Annotated in this window: 13 protein-coding genes; 7 read left to right on the forward strand and 6 right to left on the reverse strand. The window is 64.2% G+C overall.

Translation table 11 applies throughout. From position 1 onward, the window contains the following. Positions 1-19: 19 nt before the first annotated feature. From L6D77_RS09440 to L6D77_RS09460, 5 genes are all read right to left on the reverse strand, one after another. A complete protein-coding gene (locus L6D77_RS09440; protein WP_269807377.1) occupies positions 20-1,090 on the reverse strand; it encodes a hypothetical protein in 1,071 nt (356 codons plus the stop codon). 74 nt (positions 1,091-1,164) lie between these two features. Next, positions 1,165-1,710 (reverse strand): polysaccharide biosynthesis/export family protein, encoded by a 546-nt coding sequence (locus L6D77_RS09445; RefSeq protein WP_232881538.1) that lies wholly within the window; start codon positions 1,708-1,710, stop codon positions 1,165-1,167. Between the two features lie 324 nt (positions 1,711-2,034). Continuing rightward, positions 2,035-2,211, reverse strand: coding sequence for an EPS-associated small membrane protein EppA (gene eppA, locus L6D77_RS09450; RefSeq protein WP_178125794.1), 177 nt, complete (start codon positions 2,209-2,211; stop codon positions 2,035-2,037). Positions 2,212-2,605: 394 nt separating this feature from the next. Next, positions 2,606-3,721, reverse strand: a complete 1,116-nt coding sequence (locus L6D77_RS09455; protein WP_232881540.1) for a glycosyltransferase 61 family protein — start codon at positions 3,719-3,721, stop codon at positions 2,606-2,608. 64 nt (positions 3,722-3,785) lie between these two features. Further along, the gene (locus L6D77_RS09460; RefSeq protein WP_232881542.1) at positions 3,786-4,940 is read right to left on the reverse strand and encodes a GNAT family N-acetyltransferase; all 1,155 of its coding nucleotides are present in this window, start codon (positions 4,938-4,940) and stop codon (positions 3,786-3,788) included. Between the two features lie 326 nt (positions 4,941-5,266). On the opposite strand from L6D77_RS09460, the gene L6D77_RS09465 reads away from it, so the two are divergent. Continuing rightward, a complete protein-coding gene (locus tag L6D77_RS09465) occupies positions 5,267-9,112 on the forward strand; it encodes a dermonecrotic toxin domain-containing protein (RefSeq protein WP_232881544.1) in 3,846 nt (1,281 codons plus the stop codon). 21 nt (positions 9,113-9,133) lie between these two features. On the opposite strand, the gene L6D77_RS09470 is transcribed toward L6D77_RS09465, so the two are convergent. Next, positions 9,134-11,377: a putative bifunctional diguanylate cyclase/phosphodiesterase gene (locus L6D77_RS09470; RefSeq protein WP_232881545.1), complete on the reverse strand. Its 2,244-nt coding sequence runs from the start codon at positions 11,375-11,377 to the stop codon at positions 9,134-9,136. Between the two features lie 139 nt (positions 11,378-11,516). Between L6D77_RS09470 and L6D77_RS09475 the strand changes: the two genes are divergently transcribed. The 6 genes from L6D77_RS09475 (at position 11,517) to L6D77_RS09500 (ending at position 19,522) form a co-directional block, all read left to right on the forward strand. Next, complete coding sequence (locus tag L6D77_RS09475) at positions 11,517-13,136, forward strand: NADP-dependent glyceraldehyde-3-phosphate dehydrogenase (protein ID WP_232881546.1); 1,620 nt, start codon at positions 11,517-11,519, stop codon at positions 13,134-13,136. Positions 13,137-13,297: 161 nt separating this feature from the next. Continuing rightward, entirely contained in the window at positions 13,298-13,765 is a 468-nt protein-coding gene (locus tag L6D77_RS09480) for a VOC family protein (protein ID WP_232881548.1), read from the forward strand. Between the two features lie 87 nt (positions 13,766-13,852). Next, positions 13,853-15,049 carry a hypothetical protein gene (locus tag L6D77_RS09485; RefSeq protein WP_232881550.1) on the forward strand — a complete coding sequence of 399 codons (1,197 nt, stop codon included), beginning with the start codon at positions 13,853-13,855 and terminating at the stop codon, positions 15,047-15,049. 386 nt (positions 15,050-15,435) lie between these two features. Then, positions 15,436-16,767 carry a hypothetical protein gene (locus L6D77_RS09490; RefSeq protein WP_232881552.1) on the forward strand — a complete coding sequence of 444 codons (1,332 nt, stop codon included), beginning with the start codon at positions 15,436-15,438 and terminating at the stop codon, positions 16,765-16,767. A 20-nt stretch (positions 16,768-16,787) separates the two neighbouring features. After that, entirely contained in the window at positions 16,788-19,028 is a 2,241-nt protein-coding gene (locus L6D77_RS09495) for an Ig-like domain-containing protein (RefSeq protein ID WP_232881563.1), read from the forward strand. A gap of 23 nt (positions 19,029-19,051) precedes the next feature. Beyond that, positions 19,052-19,522: a curlin gene (locus L6D77_RS09500; protein ID WP_232881565.1), complete on the forward strand. Its 471-nt coding sequence runs from the start codon at positions 19,052-19,054 to the stop codon at positions 19,520-19,522. Positions 19,523-19,527 lie beyond the last annotated feature (5 nt).

The following is a 19,527-nucleotide window of genomic DNA, read 5'->3' on the forward strand; positions in this document are numbered from 1 at the left end:
GGCGGGCCCACGCTGAAAGTCAAAGGTCTGGGAGTCTGTAGGTCAGGGTCAATCCGATGATCGTAGCTACTGCATCCGGCACTTTGTCCTGCTGACGTTCCTTGTACATCATCGACAGGCGCAGGTCCCAGAACGGCGAGAACTCGTGGCTGGCCCAGGCGCTGTAGGTCTGCAAGGTGTTCGGCGTCTGGCCCTTGCTGTCCTGCCAGGACGCTTCCAGGCCCACGCGGTTGGTTTCGCTCACGGCGTAACTCCACAGCCCGCGCACCATGTCGAGCTCGGCGAAGCCGCCTTCGGCGCTGGCGACGGTGCTGCGTTCGGCGCTGAAGCTGGCATTGGCACGCTCGCCGCTGTAGTCGAGCAACACCCCGCCCTCGCCACGACGCCCGCCCCCGGAGCCGGAAACCTGGTTGACGCCGGCGTGCACGGTACCTACGAGCTGGTCGGTCAGTTGATACTTGACGCCAACCGTCGGGGTATAGCTGTTGGTGGCCCGCGCCGTGTCGGTCTGCTCGGGCTCGTAGCGGCGCACCAGCAGGCCGGTGAACACGTCGGTGCGAGCGTTCCAGGCGTATGTCAGGGTAGTGGCGTTGGCATACTCGTCGTAGCCCGTCAGCGTGGTGATGTCGTAACGGGCGTGGGAGTAGGTGGTCTGGTTGTCCAGGGTGGTGCGTTCGGTAAGGGCGTGGGTCCAGTTGCCCGTCAGCAGGGTCATCTTCTGGGTGCCGTCGGTGGTCACCACGCCGGTGTCCAGCACGCTGCCGGACAACGTCGAGCTTTCGACATACTGCGCCTTGAGCCCGAAGCGCCCCTTGTCGGTGTCGCGCTGCCAGCCAAGGCTGACATCAGGGTCTTCGCGGTTGCCCATCACGTTGGTGTCGGACGAGCGCAGCACATGCACGCCGAGCCCCAGGTTCACCTGGTCGCGGCCGTAGGTGCCGACAAGGTTGTAGGTGGGCTCGATGAGTGTGCGCATAACACCCTTCTCGTCAGACGTCAGCAACAGCGGGTTGCTGTCGTACTCGACGGTCGTGGGAACCACGACCGAAGACTGCCAGTTGGCGGCCTGTACCAGGCCGGAAAACGGCATCATCATGATTGCCGTTGCAACGCTTGTTGTTCGAATAATTGGCACTATGCGGTCTTAATATTGAGTCAGACAGATCAGGGAACGACCAGTGTGTCGCCCGCCTGGAGTTGGAAGTTGGTGGACAGGTCACGCCCGGAAACCAGGTCCTTGTAACGCACCGGCATGACTTTTTGTCCACGGATGACCTTGATGGCGCTTTCGTCGGCGAACTTGTCCAGGCCGCCCGACATGCTCAAGGCCTGCAGCACGGCGGTAGGGCCTGCCATGGGCACCGGCCCGGGTTTGATTACCTTGCCCTGCACATAGACGAGGTTGCCGGCGGTGCCGATCACCACGACGCTGACATTGGGCTCGGCGATGTAGGCCTTCAACCCGGCGCTGATTTTTTGAGCGGCAGCGGTCGGGTCGAGCCCGGCCACATCGACGCGTCCAGCCAAAGGAAAGGTGATGCTGCCGTCAGGCAGGACAGTGGTTTCCTGACGCAGGGTATCTTCCTGCCAGACCGAAATCATCACCCGGTCGCCAGGGCTGAGCAGATAGGGGGTAGCGGATGGGTCAGCACGGCCGGCACCAGACCACAGCATCAGCACGCACAGCACAGCAGACATTAGACGTACCATGGGGTCCCTCCGGCCTGATGGCCTGCAAAGAGCACTGATTGAGAACAACGCACTACATCTCGCTCTGCTCGCGGCGAAAACCACCGCCGCGATGGCCCCGATCATCCTGGAAGCCAGTACCGCCTTGCGCCTGAACACTGATACCTCAGCGTCAGGCTCGCCGGCTACTGGAATATAGCAATGGTAGGAAAATTGACAAGCGTCTGTAGGATGCCAGGGCCGCCATCAGCGCATTACGCCTGTCAAATTACTGGCTTATTCTTAAAACGCATTGCAACTTCAAGCAACTTACCCATTTAAACAACCGCAAGCCTTTGCCACTGTTTAAATTTTGCTTCTGTTGGCGACTGCGACAAAACCGATAACGGCAAAAGCGAACAGCCAACCCGCCGTCGCCAAAGGAATAACGCTCGCATGGCTCATATAAGAATCTGCGGCCCGTGCGGCACCGCTCAGCAGGACCAACAGGAAAATCGATTTAATGAAGAGTGTCGAGCGCATAATCCCCTCCTGGGCAAGAGGATGAACGTTATTGTTGGGGGAACAAAGACTGTTTCGCTGTTGAATTTGAGCTTATGGGCACAATGACATTACGTCAACGATCCGACACCATAATAAATCTCAATCGAAGACCCTTGTGCGTGTCAATTTCTCGCCAGATGAAATATGCGCAGTTTTGGCAGTGACACAGCCCATGCAAATAGCTGTGAAAGGAGTTTATCTTCGGCTATTTTCGGGCTACCACCCAAAGCCTTGCGGCGGCCCGCCCCCCTCTGGAACGACCAGGCAGCCCCCAGTTGTTTCATTGATAAGAAGCCAAATGCTAATGGTTGAGCTTACAGTCAAAACATCAACGCCCCGGTTCTAAGCCTGCGGCATCAACGCAGGGCCACGCTCACAATGGCATCAGGTCCAGCGTGCGCTCGACTTCTGCCACATCGATCCGAAAGCCATCACCCTCTGGCACCCCCACCACAAAGCCGAAATGCTGGTGGTCGCGATCGGTCAGGTACTTGTAGTAACTGACAAACCGGTTCGGCGGTTGCAAGGTCAGCACGCAACCCCCTGGCTGCAGCACGTTGACGCCGTGCACCAGTTGGCTACCCTCGACGCCGATCACCACCTGCGCCCCGGCGCAGGCAGCGACGATACTCGGCACGTCGGCCCTGAGCGGGTCGACGATGCGAAAGCCGCGAGTCTTGGCCAGGTGTTCGGCAACGGCGAGTTCATTACGCAACAAGCGCAGGTCGCCATCGCCGCCACGCAGGAGGAATACACCTGGATGGGGCTTTGCATCCACATGCGCCAGCAACTTCTGGCCCATCGCCCGGTAACGTGCATGCCGGCTGCGGTTGTTGCAGTGATCGTCGAACAGCACCAGTTCGCGGAAAAACGCACTGTGCAGGCGCAGTGGCCGCATATCCAGCCAGTCTTCATAAGCCGGAGCCTGGGTGAACAGCGGGAAGCGCGCCGACGGCGCGGTGGTTACCGGCACCCCCTCGTCACAGGCCAGGGCATAGGTGACGCAGTCTTCCATCAGCCAGGTGCCAAACCACGAATTGCCATTCTGCGTGCAATAAACGGCGCCACGCTCGATCTCGTGATCCACGCTGATCCGTGGGAAAGTGCTGGGTTTGCGCGATAACCAATGGCTGGCATTGCCCTTGTAGAGCGCCCCGTCGACCAGCCAGGCGTCCTTGATCAGGTAGCCACGGGTTGCGCCCTGCTCGATGCACACCCCGCCCTCCATGGTGCGCGCGGGGTGCACATAGGGGTAGAAACGCTTGCCTTCCCAGCCGGTCACCCGCTCCAGCTGGCCAGGCAGGTAGTACGCCGCAGGCGAGACCGTCGATTCGCCGGGCGCAATATCCCAGCTCTTGTCGGCGATGCTTTTCAGGTCGATGTCCGCTTGGCGCCCAAGGCGCTTTCTGGCCATGTTCCTGTAGGCGGCCAAGGTCCAGGTGTTATGCCGGGTGGGCGGTGCGCTGAAATTCGAAATACCACTTCCCATGATGTCCCCCTGCTTGAGCACAGCGCCGCTGGTTTGGCGCAACATCCACTAGAAATACCGAGCGTCAGCTGGACACCACCCGTTCCATGGTCGGCGGTGACTGCACGCTGGCGTATCGACTGCGCAGGTTTTCCAGGAACTGCTCACCCGAACCTTTTGCGCCATACAGATAGATCTTGTGCAGGCCACCGAACACCATTTCATGGTATCGACTGGCGACTTCCTCATCGCTTGGCCCATCGGGCACACCCAGGTGCAGCGTCAACTTGTTGCCTTCGACGGCAAACAACGGTGTGTCCCAGAGGAACTGGGCAACCCCCGCCTTGGGCAGCCGGACAAACATGTACGCGTGGTTGTTCAAGCCATCGATATCCCCACCGCGCCGCCTTTTCCATTTCAGCAGCCCGTCATCCGGCCGCGCCACGCACAGGCCGATGTCGTAATAATCGAAGCCTTGTTCCAGGGCCCACTCCAGGGCCATGAATGTGGTGATCGAGTTGACCTCGCGCAGGCGTTTCGCGTCAGCGAATACCGCTTCGCAATAACCGAAGCGCAAGGTGCTCCAGTAACGTTTACCGCCGCGGGTGATCTCGCACCCCAGGTGGCAGGCAACCACCTCGCCCTCCAGGGTGATCAGGTCGAGGCGGCCTACCCCCTTGGCCAGGCGAAAGACGTCGTCGGTGGGAAACTGCGCGGCGTGGATGCCTTGCCGCGCCGAGGCATAAGGGCGCAGCAATTCACGATCGGCCATGGCGATTTCCTCATCGTCCACGGTCTGACGCATCTGATAGAGCGGCCGGTTCTTGCGGATGCTGCGCCGCAGCTCACTGTCGTAGCGCGCGGTGATCTCCTCCAGCGGGCGCCCCAACGGCACCACGGCGCTCAGGTAATGCGGGACGTTCAGGGCGCCTGTGGTCGGCATCTCGCTCACCACCACCACATGCCCAGATGCCGCAGGCTGCGCCTGATCGTTGACGCCGGGTGCATTGGCCTGCCCCTTGCCGCCGATGAGCAGCTTGGCCATTTCCCGGCGCTGCTTGCGGCCGATGTACAGGATCTCGTAGGGGCTTTCCTGCTGCAGGCGGAAGCGGGCTATTTCCCAGCGCCAGAAACAGGCGCGCCCGAGAAAATCGCGTAATTTGTTTGAGACATTTCTGAGCTCATAGCGCATGGAAGGCGATATGAATCTACGGGCAACAGCCGCCAAGTATTGTTTCATCGCGCGTCAACGTCCCTTGCTGTTGTCGGATGGACACACCTGTGAAAATAAACACTTAAGTGCTTGAAGCGCCAACCTAACTTCTTGATATTCAACACTTATAAAGTCTTTCACCACACTCACATTCAGTAACAATTAAAGGTGCAGGAAAATCACTTTGCAAGCGGCATATTGCTATCAAGGTCACGTATTCCATGGCGCCAATTAAATAGCCAAGCACAGTGTCTTGCGGTCTGCCTCTCTATCGCCTGCGCTATTAGCTATCTACCGCACCCGATTAAACTTTTTGGAGCCTGCTGTTCGTTCAATCGAACAGGAGTCTCCGCATGCCCTACTCGGACATGAACCCGCACCAACATCTACTGGAACAGCAGCTCCCTGACTGGGCCCAAGCAATACCAGCTGTACATTGGCAAAGCCTGCGCAGCGCACTGGTGCCCGCCCAAGGCCTACCCGAGTCAGAGGCCGACTGGTTCAACAATGCCGCCGCTGGCCTGCGCGAAACCCTGCTCGCCAGCCAGGATCGCCTGGCAGGCTCGCAACAGGCCTTGTCCCGCGCACTCAAGGGGCTGCAGCAAATCAGCCAGTTCTGCGAGCCGCTGCTGCAGGCACAACTTGCGCAAGACGGCATGCTCGCACCTGTACGTGACACTCAGCTGCTGCATGTGCAACGCGAGTGGTCCTGGCTCGGCACCCGCTTCCTTTACAGCAGCCAACGGCACAGCCTGCTGCAGGCCGCAATGCTCAACTTTGCCGGCGATGAGTCGTTCGCCAGCCACAGTGCCATCGCCGCGGCAGCCGACATCAGCGTGCAGCCGATCACCGTCGAGGGTTTCGCGCCGACCGGTTTCGACACCCCTGCCGCTGCCTTTCAGATGACCTCCGAGACCTATCGGGTCAGCGCCCTGCCCCTTACGCCCCAGGCCTTTGCCAGCAGTTGCAGGCAACTCGACCTGGGCCAACGTTACCAGGAGCACCTGCAGCACATCTTCGAAGGCAGCGACAAGGCACGGCTGCGCTCCCTGGCCATGGCGGTGCAGCGCGATCGCCTGCGGGTGGCGGCTGATATCGGCTATCTGCGCCACGTCCTCAGCGGCGCCGACCGCGATGCAGTGGAGCGCCTGCTCAACGGTGAGCCCGGCAATTGCTGGACGCTCGCGCTGTTCGGCCTGCCCTTGCATGACGTGCTGCTGATCGAAGCAGGCAAGGCCGGCCTGCTGTTGTACCTGCCCGATCACTCCCCGGCCTTGCAACCGTGCAAGGATCAGCAGTCAGTGGAGGCCGCGCTGGCGCAACGGTTGCTCGACCCGCAGGCCCGCCAATGCTTCCTGGCCTACCTCTCACTTGACCAGCGCGCACAGTTCCTCGACCTGCTGCGCCAGAACCTCGACGCCAGTGGCCTCGGCATCAGTGAGCAGACCTGGGTCCGCGCCAGACCGGCGAACCTGCACCTGGCCCTCACCCCGGTGACCGCCGAAGCTTTCGGTTTCCTTCAGGATCGGCACCTTGCCCGGCTCAAGACAGAGGCGCGCCTACTGGCAGTCCCGACCGCCGATGCCGACGCGCAGGCGCGCAAGCGCCGCCTCGACGAATGGCTGAGCCTTGGCATGGATGTACTGACCGTCGCCGGCTTTTTCGTACCTGGCGTCGGCACTCTGCTGCTTGCCGTCATGGCCTGCCAACTGCTGGACGAGGTCTACGAGGGCTATGAGGCGTGGCACCTGGGCGATCGCCACCTGGCCTTGCGTCACCTTGAGGCCGTCGGGCTGAACCTGGCCCTGATCGGTGGCCTGCATGTCGCCGGCAAGGCGTTGCCAAAGCTGTTCAACAGCCCGCTGATGGAGAGCCTCGCTCAGGTGCGGGTGGCCGACGGCAGCCGACGGCTGTGGCGCCCGGAGCTTGCTCCCTACCGCAGCCCGATGGCCCTGCCTGAAACATTGCAGGCCAACGTCAGCGGGCAGTTCGAACATGACGGCAGGTATTTCATCCGCATCGACGGGCACCTGTATGAACAGCGACTCGACCCACGGCTCAAGCGCTGGCGCATCGTTCATCCGCAGAACAACGATGCCTATCAGCCGCTGCTTGAGCACAATGGCGACGGCGCCTGGCATGCCGAGCACGAACAGCCCCAGGACTGGGGCATGGTCTACCTGATACGGCGCTTGGGGCCGGAGTTCACTGGTTTCACTGACGAAGAGCTGCGCCGGGCCACGCAAATGTGCGGCCTGAACGAGGACGCCTTGCGCCAGGTTCACTTGCGCGGCAAGCCCACGCCGCCGCTGCTGGCCGATACCCTTGCACGCCTGCGAGCCGAGCAGCAGGCTCTGGCCCTAATGGCGCAGGACGCCACCCTCGCCTACGCGCCACTGTTCGAGGATTGCTACGACCCAGCCAGCCCAGCCGACCCGCTGGCCGATCAACTATTGATTGCCCATCCCCGCCTGAACCGCCCCCTGGCCGGGCGCCTGGTCGCCAGGCTATCGGCCAGCGAGCGCAGCACTGGCCAACTGCCGGCCTGGCTCGATAATGCCGCCCGCCGAGTGGCAAGCGACCTGCCCCTCACCCGCGCCCTTGAAGGCGTGTGGTTACCGCGCCTGGCGTCGACCGACAGCGAGCGCCTGGTGCTCATGTACGTCGAGCGCATGTCCGGCCGCTCGACGCTGCGCCTGGAGCTTCGCGCGGGCAGCCCCCAAGGAACAGTGCTGCGCGCCATCGGCGACAGCCAGGCAACCGAGCGCTACACCCTGATCAAGTCCGCCGAGGGCTATGAGACCTATCGCGGCGAGCGCCCGGTAGCCGGCAAGGTGGACAACGACCTGTGCCGCGCACTGGTCGACAGTTTTTCCAGCGCCCGGTTGCAGGCGTTGGGGCTGGGCACCAAGGGCGCCGAAGGTTTGCGCGAACAGGTGCTGGCCGTGGCCCGGGACGACCGGCAGGGCCTGGCCAGACGGCTCTGGGGCGGCGCTCCCGAGCGGTGGCGACAGGGCGGGCTGCGCGGTGGCGATCTGGGCGGCGGCTACCCGCCACTGTTGCTGCGTGACGCCACCCGTGGTCGCTACCGGCGTCTGTATCCCAGAGGCGATGACCAGCAGTTTCAGGCGGACCTGTCACGCTGGCGCCGTCAGGGCATTACCCCGGAGTTCGCACTGGGCAGGCTGGAAACGCGCTTGCAACGCCTGCGCGACGACCTGGCCGAATGGTCTGCCGGCTCGCCCCGGCGCCAGCGCGCCGTACGCCCGATCCTCGACGCCTGGCACCGTGATTCACCCAGCCCGGTCTCCCCGGAACTGGGCATCCAGGCGCTGGATCTGGCCGGCCTCGAACTCACCAATGAGGATATCGCCAGCCTCGCCCTGCCGGACGACTTCAAGCATGTCGAAGAACTCGAGCTCAGTGACAACCCGCAGTTGACCTGGGTCCACCCGCAGTTCCTCGCACGTTTCCCACGGCTGGAGCGCCTGCACCTGCGCAACAACCGTTGCGCCACGCTGCCAGAGCTGGCCGTGCCCTTGCGCTTGATCTCGCTCGACCTGCAGGGCAACCGCATCACCTGGGACGACCTGGCCCAGGTACGCCTTGAGCGCTCGCCCAACCTGCTGCACCTTGACCTCTCCGACAACCCGCTGCTGCGCGCACCCGACATCGGAAACCTACGGGGCCTGCAACTGGTGAGCCTGGACAATGCCAGCCTCACGCACTTGCCCCTGGGGCTGGACAGACTGCCACCCCCCACTGAAACAAGCGACGGCATCGGTCTGTCGGTGCTGGACCTTTCCGACAACCAGTTCATTGCCCTGCCGGAGGGCTTGGTGTTTCCAGAGCACGTCGCCAGGGCCATGGAGCTGGAAAGTGATTGGCTGACGCCCGCGATACGGGACCAGGTCGATGCGTATTACCAGGCACATGGCGTCGACCTGCTGGTGGCCGACTACCAATACGAAGAGCTCCTTGAGGGCATTTCCTCCGCCCAACGGGCGATCTGGCAGCGGCTGCCCGTTGCCTACCGTCGCGGGTTGCGTGCGGTGCTGGTCAACGACACTTTTCTGGATGACCCCGACGCCGCACGCGAAGAACTCTGGCGGCGCCTGCAACGCATCGATGCAGAACCGCGGATGCATGACTATGCGATGAGCCAGGCAGCCTGGCGAATACTCGAGCTGCCCATGTAGCTAAACCTGCGGTGGCGGCGCTCACTCCCTGGCCGGGCGCCGCCGTTCGCGGTGCTCGGCCAGCCAGAGCTGCAAGGCCGGCGCCGGCATCGGCCGACCAAGCAAGAAGCCCTGCCCCTGGTCGCACCCGGCATTGCGCAGAAAGTCGTACTGCTCCTGAGTTTCGATCCCTTCGGCGGTAATCCTGAACCCCAGGGCATGCCCCAGGTCGATGATCGCCCGGGCGATGGCCACCGCGTCGTCGTCGCCAGGCAGGTCCTTGATGAAGGCGCGGTCGATCTTCAAATGGTCGATCGGCAGTGCGCGCAGGTAGGCCAGCGACGAATAGCCCGTGCCGAAGTCGTCCACCGCAGTGGCCACGCCCATCGCCTGCAACTGCGCCAGCACCGCGCAGGCCTGCTGCTGGCTCTCCATCAGCAGGCTCTCGGTGATCTCCACCTCCAGCAGGCTGGCCGGCAGCCCGTGCAGCTCCAGGGCGCAGGCCAGGGCGCTGACATAGTCGCTGCGCTCGATCTGCAGCGCCGCCACGTTGATCGCCAGCGGCCCAGGCAGCAGATCCTGGGCTCGCCACTGCGCCAACTGCGCACAGGCCAGCTCCAGCACTCGTTCACCCAACGGGATGATCAAGCCGGTGCGCTCGGCCAACGGAATGAACTCGCCCGGAGACACCAGGCCGTGCTGCGGGTCACGCCAGCGCAACAACGCCTCGACCCCTTCCAGGCCACCACTGAACAGGTCGAGCTTGGGCTGGTACCACAGCTCGAACTCGTTGTATTCCAGGGCCCGGCGCAGGTTGCGCTCCAGCTCCAGGCGCTGCTGCAGGCGTTCGGTCATGTCCGGGTGATACGGTCGCCACGCGTTGCGGCCGCTCTCCTTGGCCGCATACATGGCAGTGTCGGCGTGGCGCAACAGGCTGTCGGCGTCCTCGCCATGCTGCGGGCACCAGGCCAGGCCAATGCTGCCGGTGACCAGGCTGGCATTGCCGTTGAGGTCGAACGGACGCTGCAGGCAACGCAGGACGGCGCGGATCTGGTGGCTGACCTGGCCCTGAGCGCCTTGCAGCATGAACACGAACTCGTCGCCGCCCAGCCGGCAAACCCGGTCCTGGGTGTCCAACTCCTGCAGAAAGCGCGCGGTGGCCTGTTGCAGCAACAGGTCGCCCATGGGGTGGCCGAGGCTGTCGTTCACCTGCTTGAAGCCGTCGATATCAAGCATCAGCACCGCCAGGCCATGACCCTGATCGATGGCCGCATTCAACTGTTGCAGGAACAGCACGCGGTTGGGCAGCCCGGTGATGGTGTCGTAGTGGGCCAGCCGCTCCAGCTGGGCCTGGTATTGGCGCAGCTCGCGGTTGCGCAGCGCCAGCAGGCGCTGCTTGCGGTTCAGCTGGGCGACGAACAGGCTGAACAGGCCGGTGGTGGTCAAGGCAAACAGGAACAGCGGCGAGGAAAACAGGTTGAGCGCCGACCAACCTCCACGGGGCGCGGCCACCAGTTGCCAGAGGCCGCCCGGCACGTCCACGCTCATCTTCACCTGGGGCGCCTCGAACAACTGCGCATCCCCCCAGATCACCTCGCCATCGGCGCCCTTGCCATCACTGCCACGCACCGCCAGTTCGAAGCCGGCCTCCGGGCGCAGGCCGGCGGTGAGCAGCAGGCGGTCGATGTCGGCGACGACCGAGAGGTTACCCCAGTACAACTTCACCCCGCGTTTGCCGGTGACAAAGATCGGCCGTCGGTAGATCAGCCCCCGGCCGCCCTGCAGCAGTTGCAAGGGGCCTGCCAGCACCGGTGCCTGCCGGTCCCGCGCCGATACCAGCAGCGGAAACTGCAGCGGCAACTGGCGGTAGTCGAGGCCAACGATCTGCTCATTGCCCTGCAGCGGGTAGACATCGCTCACCACATCACCCGGCGCCAGGGCGATATGGCGCATGTAGGGCACCGAAGCCAATGCATCCCGAGCCATACCGTGAAAATGCTCGGCACTGATGCTGCCATCGGCGCTGATCAGCTGGGCGATGCCCTCGGCCTCGCTGAACGCCGCACGCAGCTGCGCCTCCAGCGCCCCGTGCACACCGGACAGGCGCGCGGCCAGGTTGGCCACCTGTTCAGCCTGCTCGCGCTGGGCATCGAGGTGGCCGAGCACCGTGGACAGGCCAATCCCGACCACCGCGAAACCTACCGGCAGCAGGCGATTGAGGGTGCGGCGCAGGGCGCCCTGTTCGGGCAAGGGATCATCGAGGGCGGGGGGATTGTTGCTGGTCATAGGCCTGGCATCGGAGTCGATTCATCCTGTATCGGCGCACCCCAGGCAATGTTGAGCCAGACTGGTTTTTTTCCTGCGCTGGGCGCATGCTCGGATGCTGAAGCGTTTCACCCAGCCAAAGACAAGAGGTGCAAGACCCATGGAACGTCTGCTCGACTCGCTGTTTCCCACCCCCGACGACATCCCCGCCCAGTGGCGCCTGGGCGAGCCCCTGGAGCAACGCGACTACCTGGTGGCCGGTGAACTCAGGCACTGGGACGGCCCGCTGGCCACGGTCCGCAGCCCGGTGTGGCTCAAGCACGATGACGGCGAGCGCCAGGTGATCCTCGGCAGCGCGCCGCTGCTCGACGCCGATACCGCCCTCACCGCGCTGGACGCCGCAGTCCAGGCCTATGACAAGGGCCGTGGTGCCTGGCCGACGATGCGTGTGGCCGAGCGTATCCAGCATGTCGAAACCTTCCTGGCGCGCATGCGTGAACAGCGCACGGCGGTGGTCACGCTGCTGATGTGGGAGATCGGCAAGAACCTCAAGGATTCCGAGAAAGAGTTCGACCGCACCTGCGACTACATCGTCGATACCATCAATGCGCTCAAGGACCTCGACCGCCGCTCCAGCCGCTTCGAGCTGGAGCAAGGCACCCTCGGCCAGATCCGCCGCGCGCCATTGGGCGTGGCGCTGTGCATGGGCCCCTACAACTACCCGCTCAACGAGACCTTCACCACGCTCATCCCGGCACTGATCATGGGCAACACCGTGGTGTTCAAGCCGGCCAAGTTCGGCGTGCTGCTGATCCGCCCGTTGCTCGAAGCCTTCCGTGACAGCTTCCCGGCCGGGGTGATCAACGTCATCTATGGCCGTGGCCGCGAGACCGTCAGCGCCCTGATGGCCAGTGGCAAGATCGACGTGTTCGCCTTCATCGGCACCCACAAGGCCGCCGCCGACCTGAAAAAGCTGCATCCTCGCCCGCACCGCCTGCGCGCAGCGCTCGGCCTGGACGCCAAGAACCCCGGCATCGTGCTGCCCCAGGTCGACCTGGACAACGCCGTCGATGAGGCGGTCACCGGCGCCCTGTCGTTCAATGGCCAGCGCTGCACCGCGCTGAAGATCCTGTTCGTCCATGAAGACGTGGTCGAGCCGTTCCTCGACAAGTTCCAGCGCAAGCTCGCCGCGCTCAAGCCCGGCATGCCCTGGGAGCCCGGCGTGGCGCTGACGCCGCTGCCCGAGCCGGGGAAGCTCGACTACCTCGACGGCCTGGTGGCCGATGCCACCGGCAAAGGTGCGCGGGTGCTCAACGAGGGCGGTGGTCTCAGCCGTGGTTCGTTCTTCTACCCTGCCCTGCTTTACCCGGTCAGCCAGGACATGCGCGTCTACCACGAAGAGCAATTCGGCCCGTTGGTGCCGGTGGTGCCCTACCGTGACCTGCAGACCGTGATCGACTACGTGCTCGACTCCGACTACGGCCAGCAGTTGAGCCTGTTCGGCAACGACCCCGCCACCATCGGCGCGCTGGTCGATACCTTCGCCAACCAGGTGGGCCGCATCAATATCAACGCCCAGTGCCAGCGTGGGCCGGACACCTACCCCTTCAACGGCCGCAAGAACAGCGCCGAGGGCACGCTGTCGGTGCATGACGCCTTGCGGGTGTTCTCCATCCGCACACTGGTGGCGACCAAGTTCCAGGAAGCCAACAAGGAACTGATCAGCGAGATCATTCGCAACCGGCAGTCGAGTTTCCTGACCACCGACTATATCTTCTGACCGACGCTGCGGCCCCGCGTTTACGAAAAGCGGGGGCCGCACATTTTTTATAGGCAATCGATCTAAACCCAAGGTCGATTTCCTGGCCGCCTGTACGACTCTAATTCACCACTGTGGCGCAATGCGCACAGGGTCCACTCAAGTGAAAGGAGAGCACGCAAATGGCAGCCAAGCCCATCCCCGAAGGCCAGCACAGCCTTACCCCCTACCTCGGCATCAAGGACGCCGCCAAGGCCATCGAGTTCTACAAGAAGGCCTTCGGTGCGGTCGAGATGTTCCGCCTCGAAGACCCACAAGGTCGCGTCGGCCATGCCGAGCTGAAAATCGGCGACTCCTCGCTGATGCTCGGCGACCCCTGCGACATGCCGAACACCCTCAAGCCCAGCCAAACCATCGAACACCCGGCCGTCGGCCTGCACCTGTATGTCGAGGATTGCGACAAGGTCTACGCCCAGGCAATCGCCGCTGGCGCCAAGCCGCTGAGCGAGGTGAAGGACCAGTTCTACGGCGACCGCAGTGGTACGTTGAAGGATCCGTTCAACAACATGTGGTTCATCTCAACCCACAAGGAGGACCTGAGCGTCGAGGAAATACGCGCCCGCGCGGCGAAAATGTTCGGCGGCAGTTGAACGGCCCGCTTCAAGCAGCAAGCTTCAAGTTGAAAGCCGCGCGGCTTTGCTTGAAGCTTGCAGCTCGTAGCTTGGAGCTGCCCGTCAATGCGAATCATCGAAAAATCCGCCGCGCAGGTGCGCAGCCTGACCCCGGCCGAAGAAGAACTGTTGGTCGGGTTCGTCAGCGGCACCCTCGCCGGCCCCCGCCTGCTGCAGGCCAACCAGTGGTTGATGAAAGTGCGTGGTGCCAACCAGTGGCTGGCCTGCGACTGCCGCAAGGACGCCTTGCCGGTGCTCAACATCTCGTTGAATGGCAGCACCGGCACGCTGTTCCTGCGCAACAACCCCGACACCCCCGAGCACGCCCCCGGCTGCCCGTTCAGCAAGGATGAACGTGAAGCCGCCGAGCGCAGCGAAGACATCAACCAACCTGCCGCCTGGTTGGCGCCGGACAGCCCCTTGCGGCTGATCGGCGACTATCGCCGTGCCGACGAGCGCGATGCGGGCGAAGCCAGTCCGCGCACGCCCGGCGAACGCCGTGAACAGCAGCGCCTGCTGTCGCTGCTGCTGACCTGGATCGAGGCCAGCGGCCTGAACGTCTACGCCACCCACCTGAAGAAGGACCTCACCGCCCAGTTCGCCGAGCTGCGGGGCGTGGCCGCTCGCTACCCGCTGCTGGAGCGGGTGCCGGCCAGCAACTACCTGGAAACCCGCCTGGACATGAAGCACATGATGATGCTCAAGGCCCGCCTACGCGAGGCCACGGTGTTCGGCAACCACCGCCGCCATGGCCTGTTGCTCGACTGCGTGGACCAGATCAAGGGCCGCAAGGTGATCAACGCGCGCAGCGAGGACGGCTTCGACTTCCAGGGCCACCACCAGTACTGGGGTGGCAACCGCACCAGCGGCCCACTGCTGGCCCTGGCGCTGTACTCACCGGCCACTGCCGGTAGCCACTTCTACGAAATGATCCACGTGGCCAGCGTGCCGGTGCTGTCGCGCGCGCAGCTGTTCCCGGTGTACCGCGACGAAGAGCGCGAACCGCTCAAGGCGCTGGTGTCACTGATCGACTGGATGGCTGGCAAGGGCGTGAAGGTGCTGATGCGCCGCCCGGTAATCGGCGGCCAGGTGATGGATGAACTGGTGCTCACCTCGGACCAGGACCGGGTGCTGTCGGTTTCGTTGCTGGAGCAACCGGTCGGGCCGGAGCCGGACACCGAGCATTTCAAGCGCTATGCCGACTTCAAGAGCCTGGAGACCTTCCGCAAATATGTCGCCGGGTTCTTCATGCGCGAGCGCTGAAAGGCACGGTAGTAGCGCCCACCTCGATGTGGAGTCATGCCAACAAAGCGGACAGCGGTGAAACAACAGGAGTGATTGGCCCGAAACAGATGTGGGAGCTGGCTTGCCAGCTCCCACATCTGTTTCGGGCGATGCATTCCTGTAAAAGACGCGGCGCCCGCCTTGGTGCATGCCTCAAGACCTGCGAAGCATCGCCAGTGCCCAACCCGATTCCCCAAAGCTGGGGCCTTCTGCCCACCCGAGTTCTCTAACATGTAGCTGGCTAGAAGGGCTGCAGAGCCCGCCTTTAAAGGCCTGCAGAGCATCTTGGCAAACCTGGCACAACACTTGCCGACTCCTCCCCAAACGCCCCAACCCATGGGCCCGTTTGCAGGAGGAATCGACTCATGCACCGACCGACACCCCGTCCGCTGGCCATCGCGATCATCGCCGGCCTGCTCCAGCTACCGGCCCAGGCTGCGCTGTACGCGGTCGACCCTGGTCCCTACCCACCCGCTCCCGCAAGCGGCTTCCCCGCCTGGTACCAGGACAGCCACGGCCGCACCCTCGACCTGTGCCTGAGCAAGGCCGTGAGTTCACGGGTTGCCGGTGCACCTGGCGCCCCCTCGTACATGTGCACGCTGCTGCCCACCCCCGGCGTGTTCGATGACACCCAACCCATCGTGTTCCCCACCAACTTCCCCGACGAGGCCTTCTGGTTCACCGCCGACGCCGCGATCGTCGATGCCGCCCGCGGTATCGACCTGAGCTTCGGCACGGCCATCGAAGCAGCATTCGCCGCCGAAGAGCCGGTCGCAGGCGACCAGGTCAGCTTCGCCCGGGTGCGTATTCGCGTCGATGTTCCGGTGGCAGGCACCTACACCGTCACCCACCCCTACGGCGTCGAAGTGTTCGACGTGCCGGCTGGCGGGCGTCGGGCGATCAACATGACCCGCGACATCGGTATCGCCGGTGCCGGCGATTTCAGCGGCGCGCTCAAGGGCGATGTGGGGCCGTTCCTGCGCAGCGTCAACGGCCCCTACACCGAAGGCAACGAACGCTTCATCGGCGACCCCAACCTGGACGAGCCGGTCACCGGAAGCCCGTTCAATACCAACTTTGTACGCATCGAAGGCCCCAACGGCATCGACCTGCGCACCACGGTATTCAGCGTGTCCGGCAAGCTGTCCGAGGTCAACCGGCCAACCCCGCTGATCCCGCAGCGCAGCACCTACTCCCGGCATACCGAGAACGGTGACCTGCGCGCCCAGCAGGATGTGTTCGTCATGGCGCCGCCGGCGCCGGCCACCGTTACTCTCAGCAGCCAGAACCCGGCCCTGGCCTTGGGCGAAGCCAACGGCACCGGCAGCTGGTATGCCCAGTCCGTGCTCAACCCCACCCTGCCGCTGACCCTGCAGGTGACCGCCGACAACAGCCTGGCCATCGCCACCAGCACCCCGACCACCACGCCGATGCCTTTGACCGACCTGGTGGTGATCAGCCGCGCCGAATTCAGTCTGGGCAGCGGCCAGTTGACCCTGGTCGCCAGCAGCAGCGATGAAACCAGCCCGCCGGCACTGACCGCCCATACCGGCAACGGTGCGCTGATCGGCAACCTGTCCGGCAACGGCGCGGTGAAGACCCTGAGCACCGGCCTGTCGCCCATCCCGCCGGCCACGGTGCAGGTCACCAGTAGCCATGGCGGCAGCGACAGCGAACCTGTGGTGCTGGTGCCATGAACAGACTTCCAGGAGGCAGCATGAATACTTGGTCACGCCGGGCGCTGTGCGCCGCCGGTTTCAGCCTCAGCGTGAGCAGTGCGGCCTGGGCCGTGCTGACCGAGGTCGACCCGGGCCCCTACACCTTCGCCACCGGGGGCTACCCCATGTGGTACAAGGACGCCACCAACCTGTCGCTGGAACTGTGCCAGTCGCGTGCCACCAGTACCCGCTTCCCCGGTGGACCGGGCGCCCCGGCCTACATGTGCACCCTGCTGCCCGAGCCGGGCGTCTATGACGACACCTTGCCGCTGGTGTTCCCCGACAACTGGCCGCCCGAAATGTTCTGGTTCCTTGCCGAAACCTCGATCCCGGCAGTAGGCAACAGCGGCTACGAGCTGGAAGTCTATGTGGCGGGCATAGAGGCGGCCTTCGCCGCCGAAAACCCGGTCGATGGCGACCAGCAGAGCTTCGCCCGCATCCGCATTCGTGCCTCCATCCCGCAGGCAGGTACCTACACCATCACCCACCCCTACGGCGTGGAAACCGTCACCGTCGCCGCCAACCAGGTGGGCCGTCGCGCGGTCAACATCACCCGCGACATCGGCATCGGCGCCCCGGGCAACTTCAGCGGTGCACTCAACGGCAATATCGGGCCGTTCCTGCGCGGCGTCGGCGGCCCGTACACCGAAGTCAATCCGGACACCGGCGCCAGCGAAACCTTCGTCGGCGACCCCAACACCACTGAAGCTGTGACCGGCAGCCCGAACAATACCAACTTCGTGCGTATCCAAGGCCCGGCTGGCACGATCCAGACCAACGTCTTCACGGTCTCCGGCAAGGTCCTCGACCAGCGAGCCCAGACCCCGGTCACGCTGGAGCGCGCCACCTACTCGCGCACCGGCGCCGGCACCCGTGTCGAAGTCTTCGCCAAAGCGCCAAACACGGGCAGCGTGTGCATGCGCAACGGCCTGGCGCTGGTCGGCACGCCACCCTCGCCCTGCCAGTTCAGCCTGCTGCCAGACAACAACGGGCTGTTCTTCAGCCAGCAGTTGAGCCAGGCCGCGCCACCGCCAGTGGTGGTGGTCACCGCCAGCAGCAGTGGCGGCACCACCAAGCCGACGGCCGTGTCGAGCAAACTCAGCGACGTGGTGCGGGTCACCAACGCCCGCTACGACTGGGCGAACAAGCGCCTGCTGGTCGAGGCCCGCTCCAGCGACGAGGTCGTGGTGCCTGACCTGGTAGTGCAAGGCTACGGGCGCATGTCCAAGGCCGGCGTGCTGCAAAGCCTGACGGTCAACGACCTGAACCAGCCACCCGCCCATATCACCGTCAAGTCCGCACATGGCGGCAGCGACGTGGAGCCGGTGGTGGTGGTCGGCAACGCGCCGATCTCGGCCGGCAACCAGCCACCGCTGGCCCAGCCCGACAGCGGCAGCACCAGTGTCGGCGTGCCCGTCACCCTCAACCTGCTGGCCAACGACAGCGATCCGGACGGCAACGTGCCACTGTCCATCAGCGACCTCACCCAACCTGGCACCGGCCTGGGCGGCGTGGTGATGAACGGCACCACGTCCGTGACCTACACACCACCGGCCGGCGCCACCAGCCCACTGGTGGCCACCTTCAGCTACCGTGCCATGGACGCCAAGGGGCTGAAATCGGACCCGGCCACAGTAACGGTCAACGTCGCGCCGAACCGGGCACCCACCGCGGTTGCCGACAGCGTTGCCACCCTGGGTGTCCCACTGACCATCAACGCCCTGGCCAACGACACCGACCCGGAAGGCAACCTGCCGCTGACCATCGCCAGCGTCACCCAACCAACCCCGGCCGGGCGCGGCACTGTGAGCACCGACGGCAACGTGATCACCTACACCCCACCAGCCACGGTCACTGCCGCGTTCACCACTACCTTCACCTATATCGCCCGCGACTCGATCGGCGCCCTCTCGACCCCTGGCACGGTCACCGTGCAAGTGTCGCCTAGGCCTGCCCAGGAGACCTTCGCGGTCACCGCGGCAACGGTCACTGCGCGTTCCAACAACCGTTACAACTGGGACATCAGCGGCACCTCATCGGTAACCACCGGCAACACCATCACCGTGCGGGTCACTACTACCACCGGCGTGCAAACCCTGGGCACCACCACCGTGCCGGTGACCGGCCGCTGGCGCCTGGCGGTGAGCAACAGCACCACGGCGGTCCCGACCGCGGCCCCGACGGCAACCATCACCAGCAGCCAGGGCACCACGCGCACCGTCAACGTGGTCGTGCAGTAAGCAGTAAGCCAAAGGAGCGCGCCATGAAACGCCTGTCCCTGCTGCTGTTGTGCCTGGCCCTGAGTGGCCAGGCTTGGGCCGACGACCTGATGGACAACGCCGACATTGCCCCCGGCAATGACCTGGGTGAACCGATTGTGTTGCGGCTGCTGCCCAGTGGTGCCGGCCAGGTCGCGGTGATCGAGCAGCAGGGCAACGGCAACCGCGCTGCCCTCGACCAAAGCGGTCAGGCCCTGCTGGGCCAGATCGTCCAGGCCGGGGGCGCACAGGAGGCGTACATCCTGCAGCAAGGCAGCGACCTGATGGCCTCGATCAACCAGCAGGGCTACGGCAACAACGCGTCGATCCGCCAGAACGGCAGCGGCAACAGTGCCGCCATTGAGCAGATCGGCACCCACAACAACGCCACCATCGAGCAGAGCGGCACGGGGCTGACCAGCGCCGTGACCCAGGCCGGCAATGGCCAGCAAGTGCATATCACCCAATACCGTTAACGCCA

The organism is Pseudomonas parasichuanensis (genome assembly GCF_021601385.1).
In the GTDB taxonomy this organism is placed as follows: Bacteria; Pseudomonadota; Gammaproteobacteria; order Pseudomonadales; family Pseudomonadaceae; genus Aquipseudomonas; species Aquipseudomonas parasichuanensis.

What these genes read in the sequence shown, in the direction of transcription:
- L6D77_RS09440 (WP_269807377.1), bottom strand. Translation starts at nt 1,090, where the DNA reads ATGCCGTTTTCCGGCCTGGTACAGGCCGCCAACTGGCAGTCTTCGGTC.
- L6D77_RS09490 (WP_232881552.1), top strand. Translation starts at nt 15,436, where the DNA reads ATGCACCGACCGACACCCCGTCCGCTGGCCATCGCGATCATCGCCGGC.
- L6D77_RS09460 (WP_232881542.1), bottom strand. Translation starts at nt 4,940, where the DNA reads ATGAAACAATACTTGGCGGCTGTTGCCCGTAGATTCATATCGCCTTCC.
- eppA (WP_178125794.1), bottom strand. Translation starts at nt 2,211, where the DNA reads ATGCGCTCGACACTCTTCATTAAATCGATTTTCCTGTTGGTCCTGCTG.
- L6D77_RS09495 (WP_232881563.1), top strand. Translation starts at nt 16,788, where the DNA reads ATGAATACTTGGTCACGCCGGGCGCTGTGCGCCGCCGGTTTCAGCCTC.
- L6D77_RS09475 (WP_232881546.1), top strand. Translation starts at nt 11,517, where the DNA reads ATGGAACGTCTGCTCGACTCGCTGTTTCCCACCCCCGACGACATCCCC.
- L6D77_RS09485 (WP_232881550.1), top strand. Translation starts at nt 13,853, where the DNA reads ATGCGAATCATCGAAAAATCCGCCGCGCAGGTGCGCAGCCTGACCCCG.
- L6D77_RS09470 (WP_232881545.1), bottom strand. Translation starts at nt 11,377, where the DNA reads ATGACCAGCAACAATCCCCCCGCCCTCGATGATCCCTTGCCCGAACAG.
- L6D77_RS09465 (WP_232881544.1), top strand. Translation starts at nt 5,267, where the DNA reads ATGCCCTACTCGGACATGAACCCGCACCAACATCTACTGGAACAGCAG.
- L6D77_RS09500 (WP_232881565.1), top strand. Translation starts at nt 19,052, where the DNA reads ATGAAACGCCTGTCCCTGCTGCTGTTGTGCCTGGCCCTGAGTGGCCAG.
- L6D77_RS09455 (WP_232881540.1), bottom strand. Translation starts at nt 3,721, where the DNA reads ATGGGAAGTGGTATTTCGAATTTCAGCGCACCGCCCACCCGGCATAAC.
- L6D77_RS09480 (WP_232881548.1), top strand. Translation starts at nt 13,298, where the DNA reads ATGGCAGCCAAGCCCATCCCCGAAGGCCAGCACAGCCTTACCCCCTAC.
- L6D77_RS09445 (WP_232881538.1), bottom strand. Translation starts at nt 1,710, where the DNA reads ATGGTACGTCTAATGTCTGCTGTGCTGTGCGTGCTGATGCTGTGGTCT.